22 protein-coding genes and 1 pseudogene are annotated in these 26,645 nt (G+C 71.9%); 10 read left to right on the forward strand and 13 right to left on the reverse strand.

The window, feature by feature from the left end:
• Positions 1-23: 23 nt before the first annotated feature.
• The 7 genes from ACFYY2_RS20855 to ACFYY2_RS20885 form a co-directional block, all read right to left on the reverse strand.
• Entirely contained in the window at positions 24-1,958 is a 1,935-nt protein-coding gene (locus ACFYY2_RS20855; protein WP_388744952.1) for a cellulase family glycosylhydrolase, read from the reverse strand.
• Between the two features lie 55 nt (positions 1,959-2,013).
• Positions 2,014-3,066: a LacI family DNA-binding transcriptional regulator gene (locus tag ACFYY2_RS20860; protein ID WP_388744954.1), complete on the reverse strand. Its 1,053-nt coding sequence runs from the start codon at positions 3,064-3,066 to the stop codon at positions 2,014-2,016.
• The gene (locus tag ACFYY2_RS20865) at positions 3,063-3,890 is read right to left on the reverse strand and encodes a carbohydrate ABC transporter permease (RefSeq protein WP_388744956.1); all 828 of its coding nucleotides are present in this window, start codon (positions 3,888-3,890) and stop codon (positions 3,063-3,065) included. Before ACFYY2_RS20865 ends, ACFYY2_RS20860 begins: the two co-directional genes overlap by 4 nt.
• Before the next feature lie 14 nt (positions 3,891-3,904).
• Positions 3,905-4,849 (reverse strand): carbohydrate ABC transporter permease, encoded by a 945-nt coding sequence (locus ACFYY2_RS20870; RefSeq protein WP_388744958.1) that lies wholly within the window; start codon positions 4,847-4,849, stop codon positions 3,905-3,907.
• 31 nt (positions 4,850-4,880) lie between these two features.
• Complete coding sequence (locus ACFYY2_RS20875) at positions 4,881-6,173, reverse strand: ABC transporter substrate-binding protein (protein ID WP_388744960.1); 1,293 nt, start codon at positions 6,171-6,173, stop codon at positions 4,881-4,883.
• A 228-nt stretch (positions 6,174-6,401) separates the two neighbouring features.
• Entirely contained in the window at positions 6,402-6,623 is a 222-nt protein-coding gene (locus tag ACFYY2_RS20880) for a DUF397 domain-containing protein (protein WP_388745095.1), read from the reverse strand.
• Positions 6,616-7,410, reverse strand: a complete 795-nt coding sequence (locus ACFYY2_RS20885; RefSeq protein WP_388745096.1) for a helix-turn-helix domain-containing protein — start codon at positions 7,408-7,410, stop codon at positions 6,616-6,618. The genes ACFYY2_RS20880 and ACFYY2_RS20885 overlap by 8 nt, the downstream gene beginning before the upstream one ends.
• Positions 7,411-7,573: 163 nt before the next feature.
• Here ACFYY2_RS20885 and ACFYY2_RS20890 point away from each other — a divergent pair, with 163 nt between their 5' ends.
• The 3 genes from ACFYY2_RS20890 to ACFYY2_RS20900 all read left to right on the forward strand — a co-directional run bounded on the left by ACFYY2_RS20890 (position 7,574) and on the right by ACFYY2_RS20900 (position 8,474).
• The gene (locus ACFYY2_RS20890) at positions 7,574-7,774 is read left to right on the forward strand and encodes a hypothetical protein (protein ID WP_388744962.1); all 201 of its coding nucleotides are present in this window, start codon (positions 7,574-7,576) and stop codon (positions 7,772-7,774) included.
• Positions 7,771-8,085, forward strand: coding sequence for a hypothetical protein (locus ACFYY2_RS20895; protein WP_388744964.1), 315 nt, complete (start codon positions 7,771-7,773; stop codon positions 8,083-8,085). Before ACFYY2_RS20890 ends, ACFYY2_RS20895 begins: the two co-directional genes overlap by 4 nt.
• Positions 8,086-8,192: 107 nt before the next feature.
• Positions 8,193-8,474, forward strand: a complete 282-nt coding sequence (locus ACFYY2_RS20900) for a hypothetical protein (protein WP_388744966.1) — start codon at positions 8,193-8,195, stop codon at positions 8,472-8,474.
• A 243-nt stretch (positions 8,475-8,717) separates the two neighbouring features.
• Here ACFYY2_RS20900 and ACFYY2_RS20905 read toward each other — a convergent pair whose 3' ends face one another.
• Entirely contained in the window at positions 8,718-9,125 is a 408-nt protein-coding gene (locus tag ACFYY2_RS20905; RefSeq protein ID WP_388744968.1) for a RidA family protein, read from the reverse strand.
• Positions 9,126-9,219: 94 nt separating this feature from the next.
• Positions 9,220-10,707 carry a PucR family transcriptional regulator ligand-binding domain-containing protein gene (locus ACFYY2_RS20910; protein WP_388744970.1) on the reverse strand — a complete coding sequence of 496 codons (1,488 nt, stop codon included), beginning with the start codon at positions 10,705-10,707 and terminating at the stop codon, positions 9,220-9,222.
• Positions 10,708-10,830: 123 nt separating this feature from the next.
• On the opposite strand from ACFYY2_RS20910, the gene ACFYY2_RS20915 reads away from it, so the two are divergent.
• From ACFYY2_RS20915 to ACFYY2_RS20925, 3 genes are all read left to right on the forward strand, one after another.
• Complete coding sequence (locus ACFYY2_RS20915; RefSeq protein WP_388744972.1) at positions 10,831-12,294, forward strand: sodium:solute symporter; 1,464 nt, start codon at positions 10,831-10,833, stop codon at positions 12,292-12,294.
• Between the two features lie 157 nt (positions 12,295-12,451).
• Positions 12,452-13,420: an agmatinase gene (speB, locus tag ACFYY2_RS20920; protein ID WP_388744974.1), complete on the forward strand. Its 969-nt coding sequence runs from the start codon at positions 12,452-12,454 to the stop codon at positions 13,418-13,420.
• Positions 13,417-15,099: a thiamine pyrophosphate-binding protein gene (locus ACFYY2_RS20925; RefSeq protein WP_388744976.1), complete on the forward strand. Its 1,683-nt coding sequence runs from the start codon at positions 13,417-13,419 to the stop codon at positions 15,097-15,099. Before speB ends, ACFYY2_RS20925 begins: the two co-directional genes overlap by 4 nt.
• Positions 15,100-15,157: 58 nt before the next feature.
• Here the strand turns inward: ACFYY2_RS20925 and ACFYY2_RS20930 are convergent, their stop codons facing one another.
• The gene (locus ACFYY2_RS20930) at positions 15,158-15,514 is read right to left on the reverse strand and encodes a hypothetical protein (protein ID WP_388744978.1); all 357 of its coding nucleotides are present in this window, start codon (positions 15,512-15,514) and stop codon (positions 15,158-15,160) included.
• A gap of 183 nt (positions 15,515-15,697) precedes the next feature.
• Here ACFYY2_RS20930 and ACFYY2_RS20935 point away from each other — a divergent pair.
• The 3 genes and pseudogenes from ACFYY2_RS20935 (at position 15,698) to ACFYY2_RS20945 (ending at position 21,568) form a co-directional block, all read left to right on the forward strand.
• A pseudogene (locus tag ACFYY2_RS20935) lies at positions 15,698-19,433 on the forward strand (ABC transporter ATP-binding protein).
• Between the two features lie 124 nt (positions 19,434-19,557).
• A complete protein-coding gene (locus ACFYY2_RS20940) occupies positions 19,558-20,010 on the forward strand; it encodes a hypothetical protein (protein WP_388744980.1) in 453 nt (150 codons plus the stop codon).
• A 76-nt stretch (positions 20,011-20,086) separates the two neighbouring features.
• Positions 20,087-21,568 (forward strand): S28 family serine protease, encoded by a 1,482-nt coding sequence (locus ACFYY2_RS20945; protein ID WP_388744982.1) that lies wholly within the window; start codon positions 20,087-20,089, stop codon positions 21,566-21,568.
• Positions 21,569-21,664: 96 nt separating this feature from the next.
• Here ACFYY2_RS20945 and ACFYY2_RS20950 read toward each other — a convergent pair whose 3' ends face one another.
• Both ACFYY2_RS20950 and ACFYY2_RS20955 read right to left on the reverse strand, forming a co-directional pair.
• The gene (locus ACFYY2_RS20950) at positions 21,665-23,503 is read right to left on the reverse strand and encodes a glycoside hydrolase family 3 protein (RefSeq protein WP_388744984.1); all 1,839 of its coding nucleotides are present in this window, start codon (positions 23,501-23,503) and stop codon (positions 21,665-21,667) included.
• A 199-nt stretch (positions 23,504-23,702) separates the two neighbouring features.
• Positions 23,703-24,611, reverse strand: a complete 909-nt coding sequence (locus ACFYY2_RS20955) for a LysR family transcriptional regulator (RefSeq protein WP_388744986.1) — start codon at positions 24,609-24,611, stop codon at positions 23,703-23,705.
• Between the two features lie 245 nt (positions 24,612-24,856).
• Here ACFYY2_RS20955 and ACFYY2_RS20960 point away from each other — a divergent pair, with 245 nt between their 5' ends.
• The gene (locus ACFYY2_RS20960; RefSeq protein WP_388744988.1) at positions 24,857-25,756 is read left to right on the forward strand and encodes an EamA family transporter; all 900 of its coding nucleotides are present in this window, start codon (positions 24,857-24,859) and stop codon (positions 25,754-25,756) included.
• A 43-nt stretch (positions 25,757-25,799) separates the two neighbouring features.
• Here the strand turns inward: ACFYY2_RS20960 and ACFYY2_RS20965 are convergent, their stop codons facing one another.
• Positions 25,800-26,588 (reverse strand): sugar phosphate isomerase/epimerase family protein, encoded by a 789-nt coding sequence (locus tag ACFYY2_RS20965; protein WP_388744990.1) that lies wholly within the window; start codon positions 26,586-26,588, stop codon positions 25,800-25,802.
• Positions 26,589-26,645: the final 57 nt, after the last annotated feature.

A 26,645-nucleotide genomic window follows, 5' to 3' on the forward strand; every position in this document is an offset into this window, starting at 1 on the left:
TCGGGGGCGTCGGGGCGGGGCGGTCAGCGCAGTTCGAGGACGCGCACGCCGTACGGCGCGAGGGTCACGTCTCCGACCGGGTCCCCGCCGGCCGGCTCGCACAGCTCCCCGTCCACGACCGGGCGCACGGTGAGCTCGCCGGCGGACTGGCTCACCAGCCACACGAAGCGCGCGCCGTCCTCCCGCACCAGGGTGTCGGCGCTGACGTACGGGGTGTCGACCGTCACCGGCCGCCTGGCCCCGGCGAGTGCGGCGAGCGCCGCGTACAACCGGTGGGTCTGCTCCGGGTTGGCGCGCGCCGTGCGGGCGGCCATGTGCTCCAGCGGGTACGTCGCCAGGACGGTGCGGCCCGCCCCCGTCTCGTACCGCAGCAGCGCGGGCCGGCCGTGCGCGTCGGTCGCGACGACCCGCGCGCCGTCCGGGACGACCGGCAGATAGGCGCGGCTGTCCTCGTTGCCGGCGACCGGGAAGGTCAGCACCTCGCCCGCCGCTATCGACCCGAAGTCCTCGGCGAACGTCATCTCCAGCACGTCGTCCTCGATCGGCTCGGCGACCCCGTAGGACAGCTGGAGCTCCACCCCGAACAGCCCGTCCAGGTCGTGGAACCACGGGCCGCGCGTCGTCGGGTACTCGCCCGAGCAGAACGACAGGTAGACCGTGGCCCCCTCCTTCGCCCGCCGCTCCAGGTCACGCCGGGTGCGGGTCGTCAGCTGGCGGGTCGACGGCAGCAGATACAGCGACACGTCGTCCGGCAGCCCGTCCGCCTCCCGGGCGAAGCCCACCGGCAGATCGGCGCCGCGCGCGGCCACGTACCCCTGGTGCAGCGAGGTGAAGATCAACGGACGGTCGGCGGGCCGGCTGTAGGGGTAGCCCCGCTCCAGGAAGGCGGGCACGACGAGCGCCGCGTCGGCGTCACCGCGGCGGCAGCGCGGGAAGTCGACCTGCTCCAGCACCTTCGCGAAGGCGGCCAGTTCGCGCAGCGGCTCCTTGGGGCGCCCGGCGCCGTCGGTGATCCCGAAGTGCATTTCGAAGGGGTGGTGGTCGTACGGCGACTGCTCCCACAGGCCGTCGTAGTCCGTGTTGTTCCAGGCCACCCAGCCGGTCGCCCCGCCGAGCAGCGAGTTGTGGAGCGTCTGCCGGTAGAAGATCCCGGCGTTCGCCGCCGAGACGGTGTCGGTGGAGAGCCCGAACTCCTCCAGGACGACGGGCTGTCCGGTCACGGCGGCCAGCTCGCACTCGAACGCGGCCCGGTAGTGCTGGCGCGGCCGGTCCGTGTCGGAGCGGTAGACGTGCGGCCCGACGAAGTCGACGTACTCGGCGGTCTCCCGCAGTGAGAAGCCGTTGTCGCGGCCCGTCACCTCGATCCCCCAGGCCCCGTCGCCGAGTGACACGGGCTGGGTTCCGCCCGCCGCGCGCACGGCGTCGCACATGAACTGCGCCCAGGCGGTGACGACATCGCTGGAGGGCGGGTCCACCTGGTAGATCCGGCCGTAGCCGGGCATCTCGTTGGTGATCAGCCAGCCCGTGACCGCCGGGTGGTCCTTGAAGCGCCGGGTCATCTGGGAGACGAACCACGCCTGCCGGCCGACGAGCCACACGTCCTCGTACAGATCGCGGTCACCGCGCCAGGCCGGATCCCAGTTCTCGCCCGACATGTGGCCCACGATGAAGGTGGGGACGGTGCCCATGCCCGCCTCGCTGTGGGCGTCCAGGAAGTCGCGGAACCGGTCGCAGAGCTCCTCGTCGATCCGGCCGGGCTCCGGGTGGAAGTCCGGCCAGTAGAAGAACGACCGCGTCATGTTCAGACCGTGCTCCCTGAGCACGGCCAGTTCCTCGCGCACCGTCGCCGGCTCGTAGTTCCGCCACATCAGCGGACCGCCCGTACGGGACCAGAAGTTGGTGCCGAGCCACGGAAGGACGGCGGAGTCGTGGGTGAGCTGGGCGCTGTGGCGTCGCATGGTGCTACGGGTCCTCTTCGGTGTGCGGGGGTGGTGCCGGAAACGGTCCGGCGGTTCAGACGGGGTCCGGGAGCGGGCCGGTCGAATCCCTGACGACCAGACGGGGCCGGCCGTCGAGTACGGGCGGGGGCACGTCCTCGCCGCACTGGGCGAGAAGGGCGCGGGCCGCGGCGGCACCGACGCGCTGCACCTGCTGGTCGACGGTGGTGAGCCGTGGATGGACCCAGCGGCCCAGCGAGAGGTTGTCGTACCCGACCACCGACAGGTCCTCCGGCACCCGGAGCCCGGCGCGCTGCGCCGTGCCGATGCCGCAGACGGCCATGGAGTCGTTGGGGAAGACGAGGGCCGTCGGCCGCTCGGGCAGCGCGAGGAGATCCTCGGTGACGTCGACGGCGGCCCGCTCGGTGAAGTCGCTGTGCCGCACGGCGACCGGACGCAGACCCGCCTCGGCCAGGGCCTCCTCGAAGGCGGCCAGGCGCAGCCGGGTGTGCAGCAGTTCGGCCGGGCCCGCGACGTACGCGATGCGCCGGTGTCCGAGGTCCAGCAGATGGGCGACCACCTCCCGGACCCCCTCACCCTGTCCGCTGAGGCCCACCCGGAGTACGGGCGATCCGGGGTCCGGGGCACCCAGCAGCACGGCGGGCAGGCCGAGGCCGCGCAGCAGGTCCGGGCGCGGGTCGTCGGCCCGGGCGTCGGTCAGGACGGCGCCGTCTATACGGCTCTCCGCGACCAGGCGTTCGTACAGCGCGCTCTCCTGGACCATGTCGGCGACCAGGTGGAGCAGCAGACCGTAGCCGCGCGGGGCGAGTTCGCCCTCCAGACCGGTGATCAGCTCGCTGAAGTGCGGGTCGGAGCCGAGCACATCGGTCGGCCGCCGCACGACGAGTGCGATCGTCCGTGTGCGCGCCCGGCGCAGCGCCGTCGCGGAGGCACTGGGCGACCAGCCGAGCTCCGTGGCCGCGTCCAGGACCCGCCGGCGGGTGGCCTCGGAGATCCGGCCGGTGCCGTTGACGGCCTGGGAGACCGCGGCGGTGGAGACGCCTGCCGCAGCTGCCACGGCCTTGATGGTGGGGCGCACGGCGGTACGCCCTTCGGGAGGCTTGTTCACATTTTCACCGCTCCGCTGACGAGGGCCTGCTGCATCCGCTTCTGGAGCACGGTGTAGACCACCCAGACCGGGACCAGGGTCAGCACCGTGCCCGCCGTAAGAATGCCGTAGTCCGTACCCGTCAGGGACTTGAGCGTCGGCAGGGCCACCTGCACGGTCCGCAGGTCCGGGTCCGGGCCGACGATCACGAGCGAGTAGAGGTACTCGTTCCAGAAGGTCAGGAAGTTCAGCAGCAGGATCGTCGCGATGCCCGGCATGCACATCGGTGTGTAGACGTGCCGCAGGACGGCGAAGGTGGACGCCCCGTCCATGCGGGCCGCCTCCTCCATCTCGCGCGGGATGGTCCGCATGAACTGCACCAGGATGACGACGGACAGCGGCATCGCCGTCGCCGGCAGGAACAGCACCATGAACGCGCGGGTGTGGAACAGCCCGGTGGCCGCGGAGAGCAGGAAGGTCGGGAACAGGGCCGCGAAGGTGGGGATCAGGAAGCCCAGCGAGAACACCCGCTCCACCAGGGCCCCGAGACGGCCCTCGCTCCGCGCGACGGCGAAGGCGGCGGGTATCGCGAGCACGAGGGTCAGCACCAGCGCCAGCGCCGTCACGAGCATCGAGTTGACGACGGCCGGCCCGAGGTGCGCCGAGGAGAACGACTCGGTGAAGTTGGTGGTGGAGAGAGAGGTGGGCAGGGAGAACGGGCTCCCGAAGATCTGGTCGTTCGTCTTGAACGCCGAGACCAGCAGGTAGTAGAGGGGGACGACCAGCAGCAGCGTGTACAGCCAGGCGAAGACGTGCGCCGGCAGCCAGGACCTTCCGAACTTCATGGGACCTGCTCCGATCAGTAGTTCTGGCGGAAGACACGGCGGATGGTGAGCAGCCCGGCCAGACCCACCAGGAAGAGGACGACGCCGACGGTCTGGCTGTAGCCGAGGTCGGCCGCGATGAACGCCTTCTGGTAGACGAGGAAGGACAGCGTCGTCGACGAGCTTCCCGGGCCGCCCTGGGTGAGCAGCAGGACGTTCTGCGCGGAGCCGAACAGCGTCCAGAGGAACTGGAGCATCGTCACGACGCCGACGAAGTCCCGGATGACGGGGAAGTGGATGCGCCACATGGCGCGCCAGTGGCCGGCGCCGTCGAGCTGTGCGGCCTCACCGATCTCCTCCGGAACGCTGCCGAGCCGGGCCGCGAACAGCACGGCGGTGAACCCGATGCCGCTCCACACGTCGAGGAGGACGAGGGAGGCGAGCGCGGTGGACGGGGAGGCGAGCCAGGCATCGGTGAGCGAGCCGAGACCGGCCTTGTCCAGGGCGCCGTTGAGCAGGCCGTCCGGCGAGAGGACCGCGTAGAACACCATGGCCTTGGCGGGAGTGGAGATCAGCCCGGGGATGAAGAGCAGGTAGCGCAGGACGCGGTGTCCCGGCGGCTTCCGGGCGACGTAGTAGCCGAGCATGTACGCCCCGGTGATCATCAGGGGTACGGCGACGGCGAGTTGTACGGCGGTGTTCCGCACCGCGTCCCAGAACACCGGGTCGTCGAACACGGCGCGTACGTTGCCGGTGCCCGCGAAGGAGACGGGCTGGAGCATCCCGGGCCAGCGCAGGACCGCGATCACGAAGATGGCGACCAGCGGGCCGACCATGAAGACCAGGTACCAGGCCAGGGCGGGCACGGCGAGGACGACCCCGCCCTGTGTCCGGCGCTTCGTGGTGGTGGCGGCGGACGGCGGGGGAGTTGCCGCCCCGCGGACCGAGGCGCCGCCCGGGGCGGACGAGAGCATCGTCATTGGAGGACTCGCTAAGGCTCGGGCGCGCGGATCAGGCCGTGCGGTAGGCGGATTCCAGGGCGAAGCGCACGGAGGCCGCGCTCGTGCCCCGGGTGAAGGCGGTGCTGGTCGCGGTGATCAGCGGCTGGGTGGCGGTGGGCGGGACGTAGAGGTCGGGCAGCAGCACCTGGCCGACCCCGTCGCCGAGCTGTTGTGCCTTCGCCACCAGCGGGAAGTCCTTGCTGACCGTGCCGGTCACGAGCGCCATGTCCCGGCCGCTCTCGGTGATGAAGCGCGACACGATGTCGGGGCGGTACATGAAGCGGAGGAACTTCTCCACGGACGACAGCTTCTTGACGCCGTTGGGGCTGATCCAGAAGCCGATGAGGGTGTACGAACGCAGGATGGTCGGCTTCTCGTGAGCGGCGCCCGGCGCCAGCGGCCATCCGCCGACCTCGGTGTGACCGGCGGTCCTCGCCGGCACCTTCGCCAGCGCGGAGGACATCGCGGACTGGATGGCCGCGGCCTCCGTGTTGTACTGCGTGGTCATCGAGTCGGAGGTCAGCCCCTGCGCCTTGTCGGCGAAGACACCGGCGTCCCGGAGCGTCACGAAGTAGTCGATGCCCTCGCGGGCGCCCCGGCTCCCGCTGAAGTCGCCCGTCGTGTAGACCTGCCGCGCCTCATCCGTGGTGAGGAAGGTCTGGATGATCTGGGCCAGCAGCTTCTGCCCGGTCCAGTCGTTGCCGCCGACGGTGACCGGCGCGATGCCCTTGGCCCGCAGCTTCCGGGCGGCGCCGATGAGCTGGTCCCCGGTGGTGGGCACGGAACCGACTCCGGCGCGGTCGAGCAGGTGGGTGTTGAAGGCGACGGGCCAGTTGGTGGCGAAGTAGGGGAAGGCGCGGAGCCGGCCCTTGTCGTCGGTCCAGGCCGTCAGGGCTGCGGGCAGGACGCGCTCGCGCAGCCCCCAGTCGTCGAGGTAGCCCTTGACGTCGACGGTGGCGCCGACGTCGGTCCAGGCGAGCGTCTTGTCGTACAGGTTGACCATGACCACGTCCGGCTCCTTGCGGGCCAGTCGCGACGTCTCGTACACCTGGGGGAGGTCGTCGCCGTTGACGAGGTTCTTGACCCGGAGCCCGGGGTTCTCCTCCTCGAAGGCCTTGACGGCGGCGGTGTACGTGGGCGAGCCCGGCGCGGTGGTCCCGAGCTGGGTGTGGACGACGAGCGTGCCGGGGTCGGAATCGGCCGAGGCGAGTGTGGAGCAGCCGGACATTGCGGGCAGCGCGGCAGCGGCGGCGAGGCCGGAACCAGCGGCAAGGAAACCGCGCCGACTCAGGGGTGAGCGCACAGCGGGATGTCTCCAACCAGGACGTTGACCAGGGTGGTTAATCGATGTACCAGCGGGTTGCGAGAAACCTAGGGGTGGTTGACGGAATGGTCAACCCCCGGTTGCGCATGCTGGAAAGAGCGACATTTCGGTCAGTCCGGGACCCGTGGCGCCCGATCGGGGGTGGACGGGCCGGTCCGGCGTCCGGAGTCATGTGTCCGGCAGGGTGATGCGGCCGACGGGTGCGGCTCAGGCGGAGAAGCGCCCGGCCTTCACTGCGGCGACGAACGACGACCAGCCTGCGGGCGGTATCACCAGGGCGGGGCCGTGGGGCGACTTGGAGTCGCGGACGGGGACGCCGGAGGGGTGATGGTCCAGGACCTCCACGCAACTGCCCGATTCGGGACCGCTGTGCGTCGACCTGCGCCAGCCGCGCAGCACGGACGAGTCCGGGATCGTGCGCTCAAGCATCATGCCCATAGTCCTTAGCTGTCGCTCGCAGCATGGCGAGTGATTCCGTCTGTGGAAGTGCGTCGCTCAGGGCGAGAGCGTAAATGTCCTGGAGCCGGGCGACAACGGCGGGCGATTCGTGGACCTTTCCCGTCGAAAGGCCTTCGCTGTACGCGGCGGGGGGCTGATCCTCGAACGACATGAGCGTGACCATGCCCTGGCTGATCGGGTGGATGCCCACACCCAGGGGCAGGACGTGCACGCGCACTCGGCCGCGCTCTCCCAGGCGTACGACGTGCATGATCTGTTCGGCCATGACCTGCGGAGTACCGGCCGGGCGTCGTAGCACCGCCTCGTCGAGCAGCGCCCAGACTACGGGCGTGACCGGATCGTCGAGGACCTTTGCCCGCTCCAGGCGTGTGACAACGTGCCTGTCACATTCCTCATCACTCCTGGGAGGGAACGCCGTACTGAGGACGGCCCTGGCGTAGCGCTCCGTCTGCAGGATGCCGGGCATGAACGTGAGCGCGTATTCGCGGATCATCGTCGCCTGGTGTTCGAGCCGACGGGCCGACTCGAAGTAGTCGGCGATCGTGCCGTCGTCCTTCGGCAGGAAACTGCTCAGCACATTCCCCGTGTTCAGGGCGTTGTCGAGCCGTCGCGCGTCTTCCTTCGACGGAATCCGGCGCCCCGCCTCGATGTGCGCGATGTGCGAACGGGTCATGATCGCGGCGTCGGCCAGCTCCTGCTGGGTCAGCCCTGCGGCGAGGCGCTGCTCCTTGAACCAGTCCCCATAGCTGTTACTCAACGTCAACTCCCGTGTGACGAAGCACGTGTCACCAACGCCCCCCTGGCGAGCCTAGTCCCGACCGTCCCACTCTGTGACTGGATCGCTACCGAGCGACAGATGTCCAGGGTGTGCCCGCAGACCGCGGCCTCTGGTATCGCCCCCATGCAACGGAGTTGACGGCATGCTGCACCGCACCATCCGCATCCTTGAGACGCTGCTGCGTCTCCTTCAACCGGTCCCGTCGGTCCCGGCGGACTACCGGCTGCCCCCTCCTCCCGGGCGCGAGCCGTCCGGTCCGGCGCGAGAGAGGCCGCTGTGGCTCGCGATGTACGGGGTCGACGTCAGGCGCTGCCCCGGGTGCGGCGTGGGGTGGGTCCTGTGACCGGTCCGACGCCCGACGTGCCGCGACTGCTGCCGTGGGCCGGACCGGAGGGCAAGCCCTGCTATGTCCTCGGTGACGGCACGGGGTACGTCTCCCGGGTGGCGGACGGCGTCGAGAGTGTGCAGCTCGGCATGGCCGCCGAACTACTCCGTCACGCCGACGACATGCGTGACGACCCGCATGTGACGCTCCCTCAACTGCGCTTTCTCGTGGCGCGTATCGCCGAGTCGCTGAGGGACGTCCACCGGATCGCGCGGAGCAGGGGCGAACGCCTCTCCGTCCGAGAGTCCGGGCCGGTGGGTCGGATGTGACCGGCGGGGCGTCGGACGCGGTTCGCGGCGGGTGGCCGGTCATGCGGAATGCTGCCTTCCGAATCCAACGCTTGACGTGTCAAATAAAGGTGGCTTAAATCCCCTCCATGATCAAGAAATTCTGGCACCTCGGTGCCGGTGTCCTCATGGCCACCACCGCCGCCACCGGTCTTGTCACCGCCGGTGTCGCCCACGCCGCGGAGCTGCACAACGACAGGATCGGCACCTACTGGGGGACCCCCCAGCAGACGCCGTACGTGCAGTGCAAGTGGGAGGCCGATGACAGGAACAAGAAGCAGTACGGCAGCACGAACCCCCGCCCGGAGTTCTACTACTGCGCCGAAGGTGACGGCATCTCCTACAACCTGTGGTGGGCGCACTACCGCTGACCGGGCCGTAGGAGGCTCAACGCAGACGCTCGGCCGGAAGCCCCCGGCCGAGCGTCTTGCTGCCTGGCGGGGTGCCGTTGGTGTCGGCATGACGCGCCGGACCCCCACGGGTGCCGAGGCCGTTCCCGAGGCTCGGTCCGGAGGGCGGGCCGTGCCGCGTCCTCGGTGCCGGGGTGCGCGACGACCGGCACGGGGCGTGCCGCCTCGACGTACCTTCCCGCAGCGCGTGCCGGGGAGCCGCCGTCAGTCGCGTACGGCGGCGACGGCTTCGATTTCCACGAGTTGGTCGTGGTACCCGAGGACCGTGACGCCCAGCAGCGTGCTCGGGGCGTCGTGGTCGCCGAAGCCGGCCCGGACCACGCGCCAGGCGGTCACCAGGTCCTCCTGCCGCGAGGACGCGACGAGTACCCGGGTGCTGATGACGTCGTCCAGGCGGGCGCCCGCGTCGCCGAGGGCGATGCGCATGTTCTCGAACGCCTTCGCCGCTTGGCCCGCGTAGTCGCCGACCGCGGCCGTCGAACCGTCCTCGTTCAGCGGGCAGGACCCGGCGAGGAAGATCAGGCGTGCGTCGGCGGGGGCGGTGGCGGCGTAGGCGTACTCGGCCACGTCGGACAGGGAAGCCGACCTGATGAGTGTGACCGTGCGGGCCATGGGGGTTCACGTCCTTCGGAGAGGGTGGTCAGAGAGCTCATCCTCACAGGGGGCCGTCGTCGCCGCCTCGTCTTTTCCTTCGGGCCGGGCCACGTCATCCCTGCCGCAGCGCGAACCACAACTCCGTCCGTACGTCCATGTCGTCCAGGTCCGCGTCCAGCAGCGCCGCACACCGCGCGATGCGCTGGCGGACCGTGTTGCGGTGGACCTTGAGCGCCACCGCCGTGCGGTCCCAGCTGCCGTGGAGGCTGAGCCAGCAGCGCAGTGTCCCGGCCAGCGGTTCGGTGAGCGGGGCCAGCAGTGCCCGGGCGTGGGCCTCGGCACGGTCGGCCGGGATCAGCGCGGACAGACCTCCGGTGCCGGGGCTGTGGGTGCCCAGCGGGGCACGGGTCGCCTCGGCGTGGCCCAGGGCCCGGGATGCCTGGGTGTCGGCGTCGGGCAGGGCGCTGACCGGGGCGGGGCCGGAGACGCCGAGGGTCCAGCCGGGCTGCGGGCCCACCGGTTCGTGCGGGCCGGGGAGCAGGATGCGTACGGTCTCCCGGTCCGTGTCCGACAGGGCCGAGCCCAGGGCCGCGCCGAGGGCTCCGGCGCTCAGCGCGTCGGCCGGGGAACCGTCGGCGCGGCGGGCGTGGACCACCGTCCAGGAGTCCCCGGCGCCCAGCAGCGGGGCGACGTCCTGCGGCGCCGCGCCCAGGAGGAGCCGGACGAGCGCGGCCGAACGTCCCGCCGCGTCGGCCCCCTGGTGCGGGGCGGTGAGCAGGGACAGCAGCACGACGGCGATCCCCGCGACGGTGTGGTCGCCGGAGTCGCGGCGGGGCGTCGCCAGGGCGAGGGCCAGTCCCTGGCCGCCGCCGAGTGCGTACGCGAACAGATGGGTGCCGCCCCGGGTGTCGGTGGCGGTCGACGGGCTCGGCTTCCGGCCCGCCGCGGCACCGGGGGCGGGCGGCGCCCCGGGCAGCGTGGCGGGTGCCACCACCCGGGCGAGCCGGGCCAGTGCCGTCCGCACGTCCGGCGCCGTGCGCCCGCCCGCCGCGTGCAGCACCGCGCCGTCCGCCGTGAGGAGGGCGACCCGGCCCTCCAGGTGCACGGCGAGCTGCCGCAGCACCGCCGGTACCGGGTCGGGGCGGGCCGCCGCCGTCGCCAGTGCCTGCTGGGCCCGCGTCACCCGGCGCAGCTCGCGGTGCCGCGCCTCGGCCATCAGGCGCCACACCGCCCGGGCGATCGCGGTGAAGCGGGTCTCGCGGGGCACCTCCACCAGTGGCAGGCCGTGCCGCTCGCACGCCTCCACCAGCGCGTCGGGGACCGTGTCGTGCACCGGCGCCAGCCCGAAACCCAGCGCCGCCGCCCCCGCCTGGACGAGGCGCGCCACATAGGTGTCCGCGTCGGCGAGCTGGACGCCGGCCGTCAGCAGCAGCTCACCGCCGAGCAGATAGGGATAGGGGTCGGCCATCTCCGAGGTGTGCACCCACAGCAGGTCCGTGTGTTCCGGACCGGCGATCCGGCGCAGGCCCAGTTCCTCCCGTGCGAGCAGTTCGGCCAGGGGAATCGGAGGGGCGGGTGGCCCGGCAGGTGAGTCCGGCATGGATCATCCATCCACTCGCGGCGGTCAGAATGGAGGAAACGTACACTTCAGCGTCGGCTTTCGGCCACCTAGCGTCTTCCTGACCGCACGACCCCGGAGCGGAACCGAGACGGAGGAAGGCCCATGGCTGTCGACTACGCGGTGATCGTCGTCTATCTGGCCGGCATGCTCGCCATGGGCTGGTGGGGCATGCGCCGCGCCAGGTCCAAGAGCGAGTTCCTGGTCGCCGGGCGCAGGCTCGGCCCCTGGATGTACTCCGGCACCATGGCCGCGATCGTCCTCGGCGGGGCCTCGACGATCGGCGGCGTGGGCCTCGGCTACCAGTACGGCCTCTCCGGCGCCTGGATGGTCTTCACCATCGGCCTAGGGCTGCTCGCCCTGTCCGTCTTCTTCTCGGCCCGCATCGCCCGGCTGAAGGTCTACACCGTCTCCGAGATGCTCGACCTGCGCTACGGCGGCCGGGCCGGAGTCATATCCGGCGTCGTGATGTGGGCGTACACGCTGATGCTCGCGGTCACGTCGACCATCGCCTACGCCACCATCTTCGACGTCCTGTTCGACGTGAACCGCACCGTCGCGATCATCCTCGGCGGCACCATCGTCGTCGCCTACTCGACGCTCGGCGGCATGTGGTCGATCACGATCACCGACATGGTGCAGTTCGTCGTGAAGACGATCGGCGTCCTGCTCCTGCTCCTGCCGATCGCCGTAATCAAGGCGGGCGGCTTCAGCGAGATGAAGGCGAAGCTCCCGACGGAGTACTTCGACCCGCTGGGCATCGGCGGCGAGACGATCTTCACGTACGTCCTGATCTACACCTTCGGCATGCTCATCGGCCAGGACATCTGGCAGCGGGTGTTCACCGCCCGCAGTGACAGCACGGCCCGCTGGGGCGGCACCGTCGCCGGCACCTACTGCCTGGTGTACGCGCTCGCCGGTGCCGTCATCGGCACGGCCGCCAAGGTGATGTACCCGAAGCTGCCCAGCGCCGACGCCGCGTTCGCGACGATCGTGAAGGACGAACTGCCGGTCGGGGTGCGCGGACTGGTGCTGGCCGCCGCGCTCGCCGCGGTGATGTCCACCTCCTCCGGCGCCCTCATCGCCTGCGCGACCGTGGCCAACAACGACATCTGGTCGCGGCTGAGGGGTGCGGTGGCCGGGGAGGGCGGAGAGGAGCGGGACGAGGTGAAGGGCAACCGGGCCTTCATCCTCGTCATGGGTGTGGCCGTCATCGTGATTGCCATCGCGCTCAACAACGTCGTCGAGGCGCTGACCGTCGCCTACAACCTGCTGGTCGGCGGGCTCCTGGTGCCGATCCTGGGCGGTCTGCTGTGGCGCCGCGGGACGGCGGCCGGGGCGCTGGCCGCCGTGGCCGTGGGCGGTGCGGCCGTGATCGGGCTGATGGCGGGCTACGGGATCCTCGCCAACGAGCCGGTGTACTACGGGCTGATCGCGTCGCTCGCCGTGTACGTCGTCGTCTCGCTGGCGACCAAGCCGACCGACGCGGCCGTGCTGACGGCCTGGCGCGAACGTCTGGCCGGCCGGGACGCCGAGGAGCCCTCCCCTCAGGCCCCGGTCACCGTCTGACCGGCCGCCCCGGTCCGGCCGCCCTCGGGCTCCGGTCCGGGGCGGCCGTGTGCCCCGTCCCGCCGCCGGACCGGACCACGGTCCGGTCTCCTGACACACTGATAACCGTATGAACGCCCACAAGGCGTGCACGGCCCAACGAAAGGCACCCGCACCCATGAGCAGCACCGAGACGCCGCGCGGCCCCGTCGACTCCTCCCGCGTCCCGCGGTACGCCGGACCCGCGACGTTCGCCCGGCTGCCGCGGCTCGACGAGGTCGGCACCGCCGATGTCGCCGTCGTCGGCGTGCCGTTCGACAGCGGCGTCTCCTACCGCCCCGGCGCCCGCTTCGGCGGCAACGCCATCCGCGAGGCCTCGCGCCTCCTGCGCCCCTACAACCCCGCGCAGGACGCCTCCCCCTTCGCCCTGGCCCAGGTGGCCGACGCGGGTGACATCGCGGCGAACCCCTTCAACATCAACGAGGCCGTCGAGACCGTCGAGGCGGCTGCCGACGACCTGCTCGGCACCGGCGCCCGGCTGATGACGCTCGGCGGCGACCACACCATCGCCCTGCCCCTGCTGCGGTCCGTCGCCAAGAAGCACGGGCCCGTCGCCCTGCTGCACTTCGACGCGCACCTGGACACCTGGGACACCTACTTCGGCGCGGAGTACACCCACGGGACCCCGTTCCGCCGGGCCGTCGAGGAAGGCATCCTCGACACCGAGGCGCTGTCCCACGTCGGCACCCGGGGCCCGTTGTACGGCAAGCAGGACCTCACCGACGACGCCAAGATGGGCTTCGGCATCGTGACCTCGGCCGACGTCATGCGGCGCGGCGTCGACGAGATCGCCGACCAGCTGCGGCAGCGCATCGGCGACCGGCCGCTCTACATCTCCATCGACATCGACGTGCTCGACCCGGCCCACGCCCCCGGCACCGGCACCCCCGAGGCGGGCGGCCTCACCTCGCGCGAGCTCCTGGAGATCCTGCGCGGGCTGTCCTCCTGCCACCTCGTCTCGGCCGACCTGGTCGAGGTCGCCCCGGCGTACGACCACGCGGAGATCACGTCCGTCGCCGCCTCGCACACCGCTTACGAGCTGACGACGATCATGTCCCGCCAGATCGCGGAAGGCCGAGCCAAGTGAGCCACGACCACGACGACCGCCCGCAGCTCACCGCCGCACAGGCCGAGGCGGCCCTGAACCCGCCGCCCGGCCGCAACGGCGGCGACCTGGTGGTCGAGACCCTCCAGGGCCTCGGCGCCACCACCGTCTTCGGGCTCCCCGGCCAGCACGCGCTCGGCATGTTCGACGCGCTGCGCCGCTCCTCTCTCTCGTACGTCGGACTGCGGGTGGAGAACAACGCGGGCTTCGCCGCCGACGCCTACGGCCGGATCACCGGCGAGGTCGCGCCCCTGCTGCTCTCCACCGGCCCCGGCGCGCTGACCTCGCTGGCAGCTCTCCAGGAGGCCGCCGCGGCCTCGGCCCCCGTGCTGGCGGTCTCCAGCCAGATCCCGACCGCCGGGCTCGGCGGCGGACGCCACGGCTACCTGCACGAGCTCCCCGACCAGCAGGCGTCCTTCCGCGGTGTCGTGAAGTCCGTGCACACCGTGCGCACGGCGTCCCAGATCCCCTCCGCGATCGCAGCCGCCTGGGAGTCCGCCCTGACCGCCCCGCACGGGCCGGTCTGGGTCGAGATCCCGCAGGACGTGCTGCTCGCCGAGACGGTCCTGCCCGTCGTCAGCGCGCTCGACGCCACCCCGCGCGAGCTCTACCCGCGCCCCGAGCTCACCGTCGCGGCCGCCCACCTGCTGTCGAACGCGAAGCGCCCGGCGATCATCGCGGGCGGCGGTGTCGTCCGCTCGGACGCGGCGGGCAAGCTGCTCGCGCTCGCGGAGAGGATCGACGCACCCGTCGTCACCACCTTCGGCGGCAAGGGCGCCTTCCCGTGGGAGCACCCGCTCTCGCTCCAGTCCTGGCTGGAGGACCGGTACACGACGGACTTCCTGGAGTCCGCGGACGTGCTGCTGGTCGTCGGTTCCGGACTCGGTGAGCTGTCCTCGAACTACCACACGTTCGCTCCGCGCGGCCGGGTGATCCAGATCGAGGCGGACGCCGGGAAGCTGGAGTCCAACCACCCCGCGCTCGGCATCCACTCCGACGCCCGGGAGGCGCTGGCCGACCTCCTGGACGCGGTGGAGCCCCGCCGGGACGAGAGCGCGGCCGAGCGCGTGCGCGCGGTGCTCGGCAAGGTCCACGACCGCATCGCGGCGCAGGACCTCACCCTGGAACAGCGGGTGCTCGACTCCGTGCGCGAGGCGCTGCCCGACACCTCGCCCAGCTTCTGGGACATGACGATCCTGGCCTACTGGGCCTGGTCGGCCTTCGACGCCCGCCACCCGAACACCATGCACTCGGCGCAGGGCGCGGGCGGCCTCGGCTACGCCTTCCCCGCCGCGATCGGCGCGGCGGCCGCCGACCGGACCAGGCCGGTGCTCGCGGTCTCCGGCGACGGCGGCGCGATGTACTCGATCGCGGAGCTCGCCACCGCGCGGCAGTACGACCTGCCCGTCACCTGGCTGATCGTGGACGACGGGGGCTACGGCATCCTGCGCGAGTACATGACGGGCGCCTTCGGCGAGTCCACGGGGACCGAGCTGTCCCGCCCGGACTTCGTCGCCCTCGCCGAGTCCTTCGGGGTCCCCGCGGTCCGCACGGCCCCGGAGTCCCTGGCCGCCGACCTCGGCAAGGCCCTGGCGTCCCCCGGCCCGTCCGTGGTCGTGCTCCCGGCCCTGCTGAGGATGTTCGAGCCGACGCACCTGTAACGGAACCCGTGCGGCCGGGTCCCGGGCGGAGAGCCCGCGGGCCCGGCCGCACGGCCGCTCAGCGTGACGTGTCGATCTCCGCCTTCTGCACGGCGACGCCCTCGTGGAAGCGCTCCTGCAGCGCGCTGTCACGCAGGGAGCCGGGCAGGTCCCGGCCCGAGGGCAGCAGCTCCGGGAGGGACCTGAACACCGCGGCGGCGCGGCCTCCCCTGTTGTTGGCGGTCGCCATGTGCAGGTACTTCCCGGCCAGGTGAAGGTGCACGGTCAGATGCTTCGACGGTTCCAGGATCAGCTTCCTCTGCACATCGGACCTGCTGAGCGAGTGGTGATCACCCTCGGCGAGCCGCCCCAGCTCCGCCAGCGCCGCGTACAGCCGGCCGCAGAGGTAGGCGTCTGTCTTCTGGTCGTTCGCCATCGTCATTCCCCGTTCCCGTGAACGCCTCGTCCACGCGCCCATCCCTACCCCGGTCGTCCCGGGACCACCCGGGCGTGACCCGGACCATGGACCGGGTTTTGTTGCGGAAGGATGAAATCCGGGGTCGGCGGCGTTGGGGAGTTGCGGTAGGTCAGGTGGGGCGGAGCGGCACAGGAGGTACGGGTGGCAGGCGCGGAGGAACAGGGGTGGGTCCGGAGGCTGTCCGGATATGCCTGGCGCTACCGGCGCAACGTGGTGCTGGCCCTAGGGTCCTCCCTCGCGGGCATGGCCGTACTCGCCCTGGTCCCGCTGATCACCAAGGTGATCATCGACGACGTGGTCTCCGACAGCACGGGCTCGATCGGCCTCTGGACGGGCCTGCTCGTCGGTGCGGCCGTCCTCGTCTACGTCACCACCTTCGTCCGCCGCTACTACGGCGGACGGCTCGCCCTGGACGTCCAGCACGACCTGCGGACCGAGATGTACTCCACCCTCACCCGCCTCGACGGGAAGCGGCAGGACGAGATCTCCACCGGGCAGATCGTGGGGCGTGCCACGAGTGACCTGCAGCTGATCCAGGGGCTCCTCTTCATGCTCCCGATGACCATCGGGAACGTCCTGCTCTTCCTCATCTCCCTGGTGATCATGGCGTGGCTCTCGCTGCCCCTGACCCTCATCGCCCTCGCCGTGGCCCCGGCCCTGTGGTTCATCGCAGGCCGCTCCAAGGCCCGGCTCTTCCCCGCCACCTGGTACGCGCAGAGCCAGGCCGCCGCCGTCGCGGGCGTGGTCGACGGGGCCGTCACCGGCGTCCGGGTCGTCAAGGGCTTCGGACAGGAGGAGCAGGAGACCGGCAAGCTCCGCGAGGTCAGCCGCAGACTCTTCGCGGGCCGGCTGCGCACCATCCGGCTCAACTCCCGCTACACCCCGGCGCTCCAGGCCGTGCCCGCGCTCGGGCAGGTCGCGATGCTCGCGCTCGGCGGCTGGCTGGCCACCAGGGGGGAGATCACGCTCGGCACGTTCGTCGCCTTCTCCACCTACCTCGCGCAGCTCGTCGGTCCGGTCCGGCTGCTCGCCGTGGTCCTCACCGTCGGCCAGCAGGCACGGGCCGGTGCGGAGCGCGTCCTGGAGCTCATCGACACCGAGCCCTCGATGCGGGACGGCACGAAGGAACTCCCGGCGGACGCCCCCGCAGGCATCGAGTTCGACGACGTCCGCTTCGGCTACGAGGACGGCCGCCCCGTCCTGGACGGCTTCTCGCTCACGGTCGAGCCCGGCGAGACCGTCGCCGTCGTCGGGTCCTCCGGCAGCGGCAAGTCCACCGTCTCGCTCCTGATCCCGCGCTTCTACGACGTCTCGCACGGGGCCGTCCTGGTCGGCGGCCACGACGTCCGCGAGCTGACCCAGGGGTCGCTGCGCGCGGCCATCGGGCTCGTACCCGAGGAAAGCCTCCTCTTCTCGGACTCGGTCGGCGCCAACATCGCCTTCGGACACCCGGGAGCCACCCAGGACGAGATCGAGCGCGCCGCGCGTGCCGCACAGGCGCACGGCTTCATCTCCGAGCTGCCCGACGGCTACGACACCAAGGTCGGCGAAGCACGGGCTCACCCTGTCCGGCGGCCAGCGCCAGCGCGTCGCGCTCGCCCGGGCCATCCTCACCGACCCCCGCCTGCTGGTCCTGGACGACGCCACGTCCGCGGTGGACGCCCGCGTCGAGCACGAGATCCACGAGGCCCTGACCGAGGTCATGCGGGGCCGCACGACCCTGCTGATAGCCCACCGGCGTTCCACCCTCGGCCTCGCCGACCGCATCGCCGTGCTCGACCGCGGGCGGCTCGCCGACATCGGCACGCACGCGGAGCTGGAGGCCCGTTCCGCGCTCTACCGGCGTCTGCTGACCGACCCGGACGAGCTGGGCGGCACCTCTCCGGGGCACCGTCCCGCCGTGACCGCGAGGGTCGAGGACGACCGTGCCCTCCAGGACGAGCTCGACACCGAGTTCGACGTCGACCAGGGCGTGACCCCCGCCCTGTGGATCAGGCAGGAGGAGCAGCGCGAGACGGCGGCCGCGGCCGCGGGCATGCCCGCGACACCGGAGCTCCTGGCCCAGGTCGAAGCACTGCCCCCGGCCACCGACCTCCCCGACATCGACGAGGCGGGCGCGGTGCGCCCGGAGAAGTCCTACGGTCTGCGCAGGCTGCTGCGCGGCTTCGGGCCTCCGCTGGCGGTGAGCCTGGGGCTGGTCGCGGTCGACGCGGGCATGGGCCTGCTCCTGCCGGTGCTGATCCGGCACGGCATCGACGACGGCGTGACCAAGATGGCGCTCGGCGCGGTGTGGGTCGCCGCGGCGCTCGGTCTGCTCGCCGTGCTGGTGCAGTGGGTGGCCCAGATCGGTGAGACCCGGATGACGGGCCGGACCGGCGAGCGGGTGCTGTACTCACTGCGTCTCAAGATCTTCGCGCAGCTCCAGCGGCTCGGCCTGGACTACTACGAGCGCGAGCTGACCGGCCGGATCATGACCAGGATGACGACGGACGTGGACGCCCTGTCCACGTTCCTGCAGACGGGCCTGGTCACCGCCTTCGTCTCGCTCGTCACCTTCTTCGGCATCACGGTCGTGCTGCTCGTCCTGGACGTCCAGCTCGCGCTGGTCGTCTTCGCGACACTGCCGGTGCTGATCGTCGCCACGTTCTTCTTCCGCCGCAAGAGCGTCAAGGCCTACGAGCTCGCCCGCGAGCGCATCAGCGTCGTCAACGCCGACCTCCAGGAGTCCGTCGCCGGGCTGCGGATCGTGCAGGCGTTCCGACGCGAGGCCGACGGCGCCGAGCGGTTCGCGCGGCGCAGTGACCACTACCGCCAGGCCAGGGTGCGGGGGCAGTGGCTGATCTCGGTCTACTTCCCGTTCGTGCAGCTGCTGGCCTCGGTCGCGGCGGCCGCCGTGCTGATGGTCGGCGCGCACCGTGTCGACAACGGCACGCTGACCGCCGGAGCGCTGGTCGCCTACCTCCTCTACATCGACCTGTTCTTCGCCCCCGTGCAGCAGCTGTCCCAGGTCTTCGACGGCTACCAGCAGGCCAGCGTCTCCCTCGGCCGGATCCAGGAGCTCCTGCGGGAGCCGACGTCCACGGCCGACCACGAGGAGGCGCTGGACGTCACGTCGCTGCGCGGCGAGATCGCCTTCGAGGACGTGTCGTTCGCTTACGCCGGTGACGAGGAGGCACTCACCGGTGTCGCCCTGCGGATCCCGGCCGGCCAGACGGTCGCCTTCGTCGGTGAGACGGGCGCCGGCAAATCCACGCTGGTCAAGCTCGTGGCCCGGTTCTACGACCCCACCAGCGGGAGGGTCACCGCGGACGGCACGGACCTGCGGCGGCTCGACCGGACGGCCTACCGGCACCGGCTCGGAGTCGTGCCCCAGGAGGCCTACCTCTTCGAGGGGACGGTCCGTGACGCCATCGCGTACGGACTTCCCGACGCGACCGACGCGCGGGTGGAGGCGGCGGCCCGGGCGGTGGGCGCACACGACATGATCGCCACCCTGGAGGGCGGCTATCTGCACGAGGTCGCCGAGCGGGGCCGCAACCTCTCGGCGGGCCAGCGCCAGCTCATCGCGCTGGCCAGGGCCGAGCTGGTCGACCCCGACATCCTGCTGCTCGACGAGGCGACCGCCTCGCTCGACCTCGCCAGCGAGGCCCAGGTCAACCTGGCCACCGACCGGCTGGCCGGCCGCCGGACCACACTGGTCGTCGCGCACCGGCTGACCACCGCCGCCCGCGCGGACCGGGTCGTGGTGATGGACCGGGGCCGGGTCGCCGAGGACGGCACCCACGACGAACTGCTGGCCATGGACGGCGCGTACGCCCGGCTGTGGCGCACCTTCATAGGCGAGGGCATAGGGGAGGACACCCCGGCAGGAGTATGAGGTCCGCCGGACGGCTCGCGGCTCCGGGACACTCCGGGAGCGGCGGCCGTCCGTCCCTCCCGCCGTACCGGAACCCGATGGCCCTCCCCGTGCGTCGTACACCCGTACGTACGTGTGTCGGGTGATGGCCGGTGTGTTCGAGGGGGACGAGGGCGTGGATGCGAAGGACGGCACCGTGAGGCGGCCGGTGCCGCAGGGACGGACGGGGCGAGCGGCGATGCTCCTCCTGCCCCTGCTGGGGTCACTCGGCCTGGCGCTCGGCCCCGCCGGGGCAGCACCCGCGGAGGCCGCGTCCGGCTGTTCCGGGCGGCTGGCCAAGACGGTGAGGTTCGCCACCGGCTCGCTGCGCGTCTACGAGAGCCGCTCCTACGCCTGCGCCGTGGCCGTGGCCGTGAAACCGGGCGCGCGCCGGACGATGCGGGTGTCCCTGCAGCCCCGCGGGGGCCGGGCGGTCGTCGACAGCGGCACGTTCACCACGATGGCGGGGCCCGTCACGGTGCACGCCCTGAACCGGTGCGTCAGGGCGTCGGGCGCCGTCGCCGGCTCCTCCGTCTCCACCGGCTGGATCCTCTGCTGACGGACAACTGGGGCTGGCGTGCCAGGTGTTCCCCGGCTAGGTTCACGGCGTCTGTCGTGAATCAAGGGGAGGGTGCATGCGCAAGGCGCTCAGAGGCGTTCTGTCGCTCGCGGTGCTCATAGGCACAGTGAGTGCGACCGGTGCCTCGGCCGGTGCGGCCACCGCCGCAGAACCGGCCGCGAAGCAGAGCAACGGCTCCGCCGGCGGCGAGAGCAGCAACGAGGACATCAAGGACCGCATCCTGGCCATCCCGGGGATGAGCCTGATCGAGGAGAAGCCGTATCCCGGCTACCGCTTCTTCGTCCTGAACTACACCCAGCCGGTCGACCACAAGCACCCGTCCAAGGGCACCTTCCAGCAGCGGATCACCCTGCTGCACAAGGACACGACCCGCCCGACGGTCTTCTTCACCAGCGGCTACAACGTCAACACCAACCCGAGCCGCAGCGAGCCGACCCAGATCGTCGACGGCAACCAGGTCTCCCTCGAATACCGGTTCTTCACCCCGTCCCGTCCGGCCCCCGCGGACTGGTCGAAGCTCGACATCTGGCAGGCCGCCAGCGACCAGCACCGCGTCTTCAGCGCGCTGAAGAAGATCTACTCCAAGAACTGGCTGACCACGGGCGGCTCGAAGGGCGGCATGACCGCCACCTACTTCGAGCGCTTCTACCCGAAGGACATGGACGGCGTCGTCGCGTACGTCGCGCCCAACGACGTCGTCAACGACGAGGACTCGGCGTACGACCGCTTCTTCGCCCGGGTCGGGACCAAGGAGTGCCGCGACCGGCTGGCCGGCGTCCAGCGCGAGGCCCTCGTCCGGCGCGAGCCGCTGGAGAAGAAGCTCGCGGCCTACGCGACCGAGAGCGGCTTCACCTTCAACACCGTCGGCACGCTCGACAAGGCCTACGAGGCCGTCGTCATGGACTACGTCTGGGCGTACTGGCAGTACAGCCTGGTCGCCGACTGCGACACCATTCCGGCCGACGCGAAGAACGCCACCGACCAGGAGATCTGGGACTCCGTCGACGCCATCTCGGGCTTCTCCGCCTACGCCGACCAGGGCCTGGAGACGTACACGCCGTACTACTACCAGGCGGGCACCCAGCTCGGCTCGCCCGACATCCGGCAGCCCTGGCTCGGCAAGCTGAGCCGCTACGGCTACCAGCCGCCGCGCTCCTTCGTGCCGCGCTCCATCCCGATGAAGTTCAAGCCCTCCGCGATGCGGGACGTGGACAGCTGGGTGCGGAACAACGCCCGGCACATGCTGTACGTCTACGGCGAGAACGACCCGTGGGGTGCCGAGCCCTTCCGGCTGGGCCGCGGCGCCCGTGACAGCTACGTCTACACGGTGCCCGGTGGCAACCACGGTTCGAAGGTGGCCGGCCTCGTCGCCGACGAGAAGGCGAAGGCCACCGCCGCCATCCTGCGCTGGGCCGGGGTCGCGCCCGCGGCCGTGCAGGCCGACCCGGCGAAGGCGAAGCCCCTCGCGAAGTTCGACTCCCGCCTCGACAAGCGGGACGCCGAACTCCAGCGGGACCAGGGGACGCTGCGCCCGTGACGCACCGACGGGGTGCGCCCGCCCGGCGCACCCCGTCGGTCCCCGCCCGCCCCCGGCCGGACGATTCCGGCCGGGGGCGGGCACGTGCGCCCGGACTCAGGACCTGTACGTCAGTCCGTGACCCACCGGGTACAGCGCCTGCGTGGGCGCGTCCGCCCGCTGCACCGGGACCGGCAGTCTGCCGCCCGGCTCGGCCCGGCCCGCGATCACCCGTGCGGCGGCCCGCAGTTCGACGTCGGTCCACGAGTAGGCGGCGAGGCTCGCCGCATACCCCGTACCCGCCAGCTGGGCGATGTCGTAGGGGTTCCGGATCGCGAGGGTGATCACCGGGACGCCGGTCGCCGCGAGCGCGGACACCAGGGTGCGCTGCGAACTGGTCGCCGACACGTTGTACGTGCCCACCACCACCGCGTCCTTGCCCGCGGCGGCCGCGACCGCCTCGGCGATCTTCGCCTGCGTGGGTGCCGTGCCGGTCGACAGCGCCGTCGCCGTGTACCCCAGTGCTCCGAACTCCGCGGCGAGCGTCGTGGTCGGGGGGCCCGTCGTACCGGACGGCGAGGCCGGATCCGCCCCCACCACGAGGATGCTGCGGTGGGAGCGGCGAGAGAGCGGCAGCAGCGCACCGTCGTTCGCGAGCAGCGTGGTCGTCCGCTCGGCGATCCGGTCGGCCGCGGCCAGATGCGACCGCACGCCCACCGTGCGGTCGACGCCCCGGTGCGTGACGTAGGGGTCGCGGAACAGACCGAGCCTCGTCTTCAGACGCAGGATGCGCAGAATCGATTCCTCGATGCGTGTCTCGCTGAGCTCGCCGCTCCTCACGGCGTTCAGCACCGCGTTCCAGGCGACCTTGAGGTCCGGCGGGTTGAGCAGCTGGTCGACACCGGCCAGCAGCGCCAGGACGGGGACGCGCTCGTCGCCGTACTTCGTGCGGACGCCCTCCATCCCCAGGGCGTCGGTGACCACGACGCCGTCGTAGCCGAGTTCCTCGCGCAGGATGCCGGTGAGGATCGGGCGGGACAGCGTCGCCGGGTCCTCGGACGGGTCCAGGGCGGGCACCACGATGTGCGCCGTCATGATCGAGTCGATGCCGGCGGCCACCGCCGCCCGGAACGGCGGGGCGTCCAGTTCCTCCCACTGCTCCCGGGTGTGCGTGATGACGGGGAGACCGGTGTGACTGTCGGTGCTGGTGTCGCCGTGGCCGGGGAAGTGCTTGGCCGTGGAGGCGATTCCGGCGCCCTGATAGCCCTTCACCTGGGCCGCCACCATGGCGGCCACGGAATCCGGCACCGAGCCGAAGGAGCGCACCCCGATGACCGGGTTGGCGGGGTTCACGTTGACGTCCGCGTCCGGCGCGTAGTTCTGGTTGATGCCCATGGCCGCCAGTTCGGCCCCGGCGATCAGGCCCGCCCTGCGCGCGTCGGAGGGCGAACCGCCGGCGCCCAGTGCCATGGCACCCGGCAGCAGCGTCGCCGGCTCCCCGACCCGGCACACGATGCCGTGCTCCTGGTCCGTGGAGACGAGGAGCGGCAGAGGGGTGCGCCCGGCGAGCCCCGCACGCTGGATGCCGTTGGAGAGGTCCGCGATCTGGTGCGGGTCGCGGGTGTTGTGGGCCCAGGCGAAGTAGATGATCCCGCCGACGTGGTAGGTCGAGATCAGCTCGGCGGCCGTGCGGACCCCGATCTCCTTCAGGTTGGCGTCGATGTCCGCCTGGTCCGGCGCGGTGGCGGAGTGCCCGTACACCCGCATCACGAAGAGCTGGCCGACCTTCTCCTCCAGGCTCATCCGGGCGATGAGCCGCTTCAGATGCCGGTCGGACGCCGCGCCGGACGCGGAAGCCCGGGCGCTTGCGGGGACGGCCGCCACGCCGGTCACGGCGGCTACGGCCGTGGCTGCCGTGGCGGTGAGGAGGGTGCGTCTGGAGGTGCGGTAGTGCACGTGAGCCCCTTCCGGTGCTGAAAGAAACTTCCAAGAAGTACGGATATATGGAAAGTAACTACCAGTCAAGGGGGCGGTCCGAGAAAGCGGAGGACGCACGGAGGGGCCGGCCGGCCTCCCGGGGAGCGTGGACGTCCACCGCGACGGCGGAGGCGGACCGCTCCGCCGGCCGCCCGGAGCCCGGGGGGCGGACCCGCCGTCAGGACAGTCCGGCGCCCGCCCCGTGCCCCCGCAGCGCGGACACCGCGGCGACGACAGCGGGGCGCCGCGCCGTCTCCGTGCGCCACAGTGCGTACAGCCGTCGCACCGGCACGGGGTCCAGGCGTACGGCGACCACGCCCGACGGCAGCGGGCCCCGGCCCAGCCGGGGGATCATGGCGACGCCGAGACCGGCGGCGACCAGGGCGAGCTGTGTGTGGTTCTCCTCCGCCTGATGCCGGATGTCCGGCTCGCAGCCCGCCGCGCGCAACGTGCGGACGAGCCAGTCGTGGCACACCGTGCCGGGCGGCTGGCACACCCAGCGCTCCCGCGCCAGCTCCTCCCGCCGCACCGACTCCCTCCCGGCGAGGGCGTGCCCCTCCGGCACCAGCAGATCGCACCGGTCGTCGCCGAGCACCGCCTGCGAGACGCCCTCCGGGGCCGGCAGCGGTGCGATGTCCCAGTCGTGCGCGACCGCGAGGTCGATGACCCCCTTCGCCACCAGGTCGACCGAGAGATGGGGATCGACCTCCGTCAGCCGTGCGTCGAGCGCCGGATGCTCCCTGGCCAGGTCCGCCAGCACCCCGGGCAGCAGCCCGCGCGCCGCCGAGGCGAAGGCGCCGACCGAGAGCCGTCCGGTGGGCCGGCCCCGGCGTTCCTCCAGCGTCGTCTCGGCCTGCTCCACGATCGCCAGCAACCGCTGGGCGGTGGCGGCGAGATGCATCGCGTCGTCCGTGAGGGCGACCCCCCGTCCGCGCCGTTCGAGGAGCGTCGTGCGGGTCTCCCGCTCCAGCTTGGTGATCTGCTGCGACACCGCCGAGGCCGTGTAGCCGAGCGCGGCGGCGGCGCCCGCGACGGAGCCGTGGACGGAGACGGCGTGCAGGGCACGCAGCCGGGACAGGTCGAGCACAGTGACCCCCGAGCGGACAGGAGACGTCCGTGCCCGCGTCCGTCCGCGCCGGCGTCCGTCGGCGGTGGTGGGCGCCTGCGGTGACGTCCGGCGGTGGTGAACGGACGGCAGTGGCGACGTCCGGCGATGGTGAACGGACGGCAGGGGCGACGTCCGGCGGTGGTGGCATTCGTTAGCAGTGCTCAATCCAACCATGAAGAAATCCGCGCTGGTGCTTGACGGTCCTCGCGCCGGATGCTCGCTCCATGCGTCCTTCCCACATCGCCCTGGCCGCGCTGGTCGCCGCCGTCTGGGGCGTGAACTTCGTCGTCGTCGAGCTGGGGCTCGCCCACTTCCCGCCCCTGCTCTTCTCGGCCCTGCGCTTCCTCGTCGCCGCGCTTCCCGCCGTCTTCCTCGTCGGGCGGCCCACCGTCGCCTGGAAGTGGATCGCCGGTGTCGGTCTCGCGCTCGGCGTCGCCAAGTTCGGGCTGCTCTTCATCGGCATGGACCGGGGGATGCCCGCGGGTCTCTCCTCCCTCGTGCTCCAGGTCCAGGCCGTCTTCACCGCCCTCTTCGCGGCCGTGGCGCTCGGTGAACGGCCGGGTGGGGCGAAGATCCTGGGAATGGCCGTCGCCCTCGCGGGCATCGGGGTCGCCGCCGCCGACGAGGGTGCGAGCGGACCCGTACTCGCGTTCGTCCTCGTCGTGGCGGCCGCGGCCTGCTGGGGCGTGTCGAACGTCCTCACCCGCAAGGCGGCCCCGTCCGATCCGCTCAACTTCATGGTCTGGGTCTCGACCGTGCCCGTCCTGCCGCTCCTCGGCCTGTCCCTGCTCTTCGAGGGCTGGGACCGGGACGCCGCCGCCCTGGCCGCGCTCGACCCGGTCGGCGCCGGCGCCCTCGTCTACGTCGCCTGGGTCTCCACCGTCTTCGGCTTCGCCGCGTGGGGCTTCCTGCTCCGCCACCATCCCGCCTCGTCCGTGGCCCCGTTCACCCTGCTGGTCCCCGTCTTCGGGATGTCCTCGGCGGCCCTCCTGCTCGGTGAGCCGATCAGCCCCCTGCGCTGGTGCGCGGCGGCGCTGCTGGTGGGCGGGGTGGCGCTGACCTCGCTCGCCCGGCCCCGCGCCGCCGCCCCACCGCTGACGGAGACCGAGGGAGTGCGCGTCTGAGCCACCGCTTCGGTGGAGGCCGAGGGGGTACGCAGGTGCGCTCCTACTGCTTCGGTGAGCCGAGCCGCAGGATGTGCTCCCGTCCCGCGGCCAGCAGCTCCGGCAGGTCGGCGGCTCCGGGGTACCAGCGCTTCTCGTACTCCCAGCAGACCCAGCTGTCCGGGTCCAGTGTGTCCAGACACGCCTTCAGGGGCAGCACACCGGCACCCAGTGCGAGCGGCGTGGTGTCCTCGGCGGACGCGACGTCCTTGAACTGGACGTAGCCCAGGTGAGGCGCCAGCACGGCGTGGCTGGCCGCCGGGTCCTCGCCCGCCAGCCAGGTGTGCATGACGTCCCACAGCGCGCCGATCCGCCCGTGCCCGACGGTGCCCACCACACGGGCCACGTCGGCCCCGGCGCGGTGCGAGTCGTGGGTCTCCAGCAGGATGCGCACATCCAGGTCGGCGGCGTGCGGGGCGGCGGCGCCCAGCCGGCGGGCGGCGACGGCGTCGGCCTCGGCGGGGTCCTGGTCCCCGCCTCCCGGGAACACCCGGACGTACGGCGCGCCGAGGTCGTGTGCCAGCTGCACCAGTCCGGCGAGCTCCGCGAGCACCGGCTCGTCGTCACCCGCGGCGGCGACCCTCGCGTACCCGGCGACGGTGAGGACCTCGACACCGCCGCGCTTGAACTCCTCGGCCACGGCGGCCCGTTCGGCCGGGCCGAGACCGGGGTGCACCGGCTCCTCGGGATGGGCGCGCAGCTCGACTCCCTGGTACCCGTGCCGCGCGGCGAGCCGCACGACCTCCGCGACGGGCATCCCCGGCACTCCGAGCGTCGAGAAAGCGAGCTTCACGATGTACGTCCTTTCGTCGGTGCGGGCCCCGCGCCGTACGCCTGCCCGTGGCGGAAC

This window comes from Streptomyces sp. NPDC001822 (genome assembly GCF_042892135.1).
In the GTDB taxonomy this organism is placed as follows: domain Bacteria; phylum Actinomycetota; class Actinomycetes; order Streptomycetales; family Streptomycetaceae; genus Streptomyces.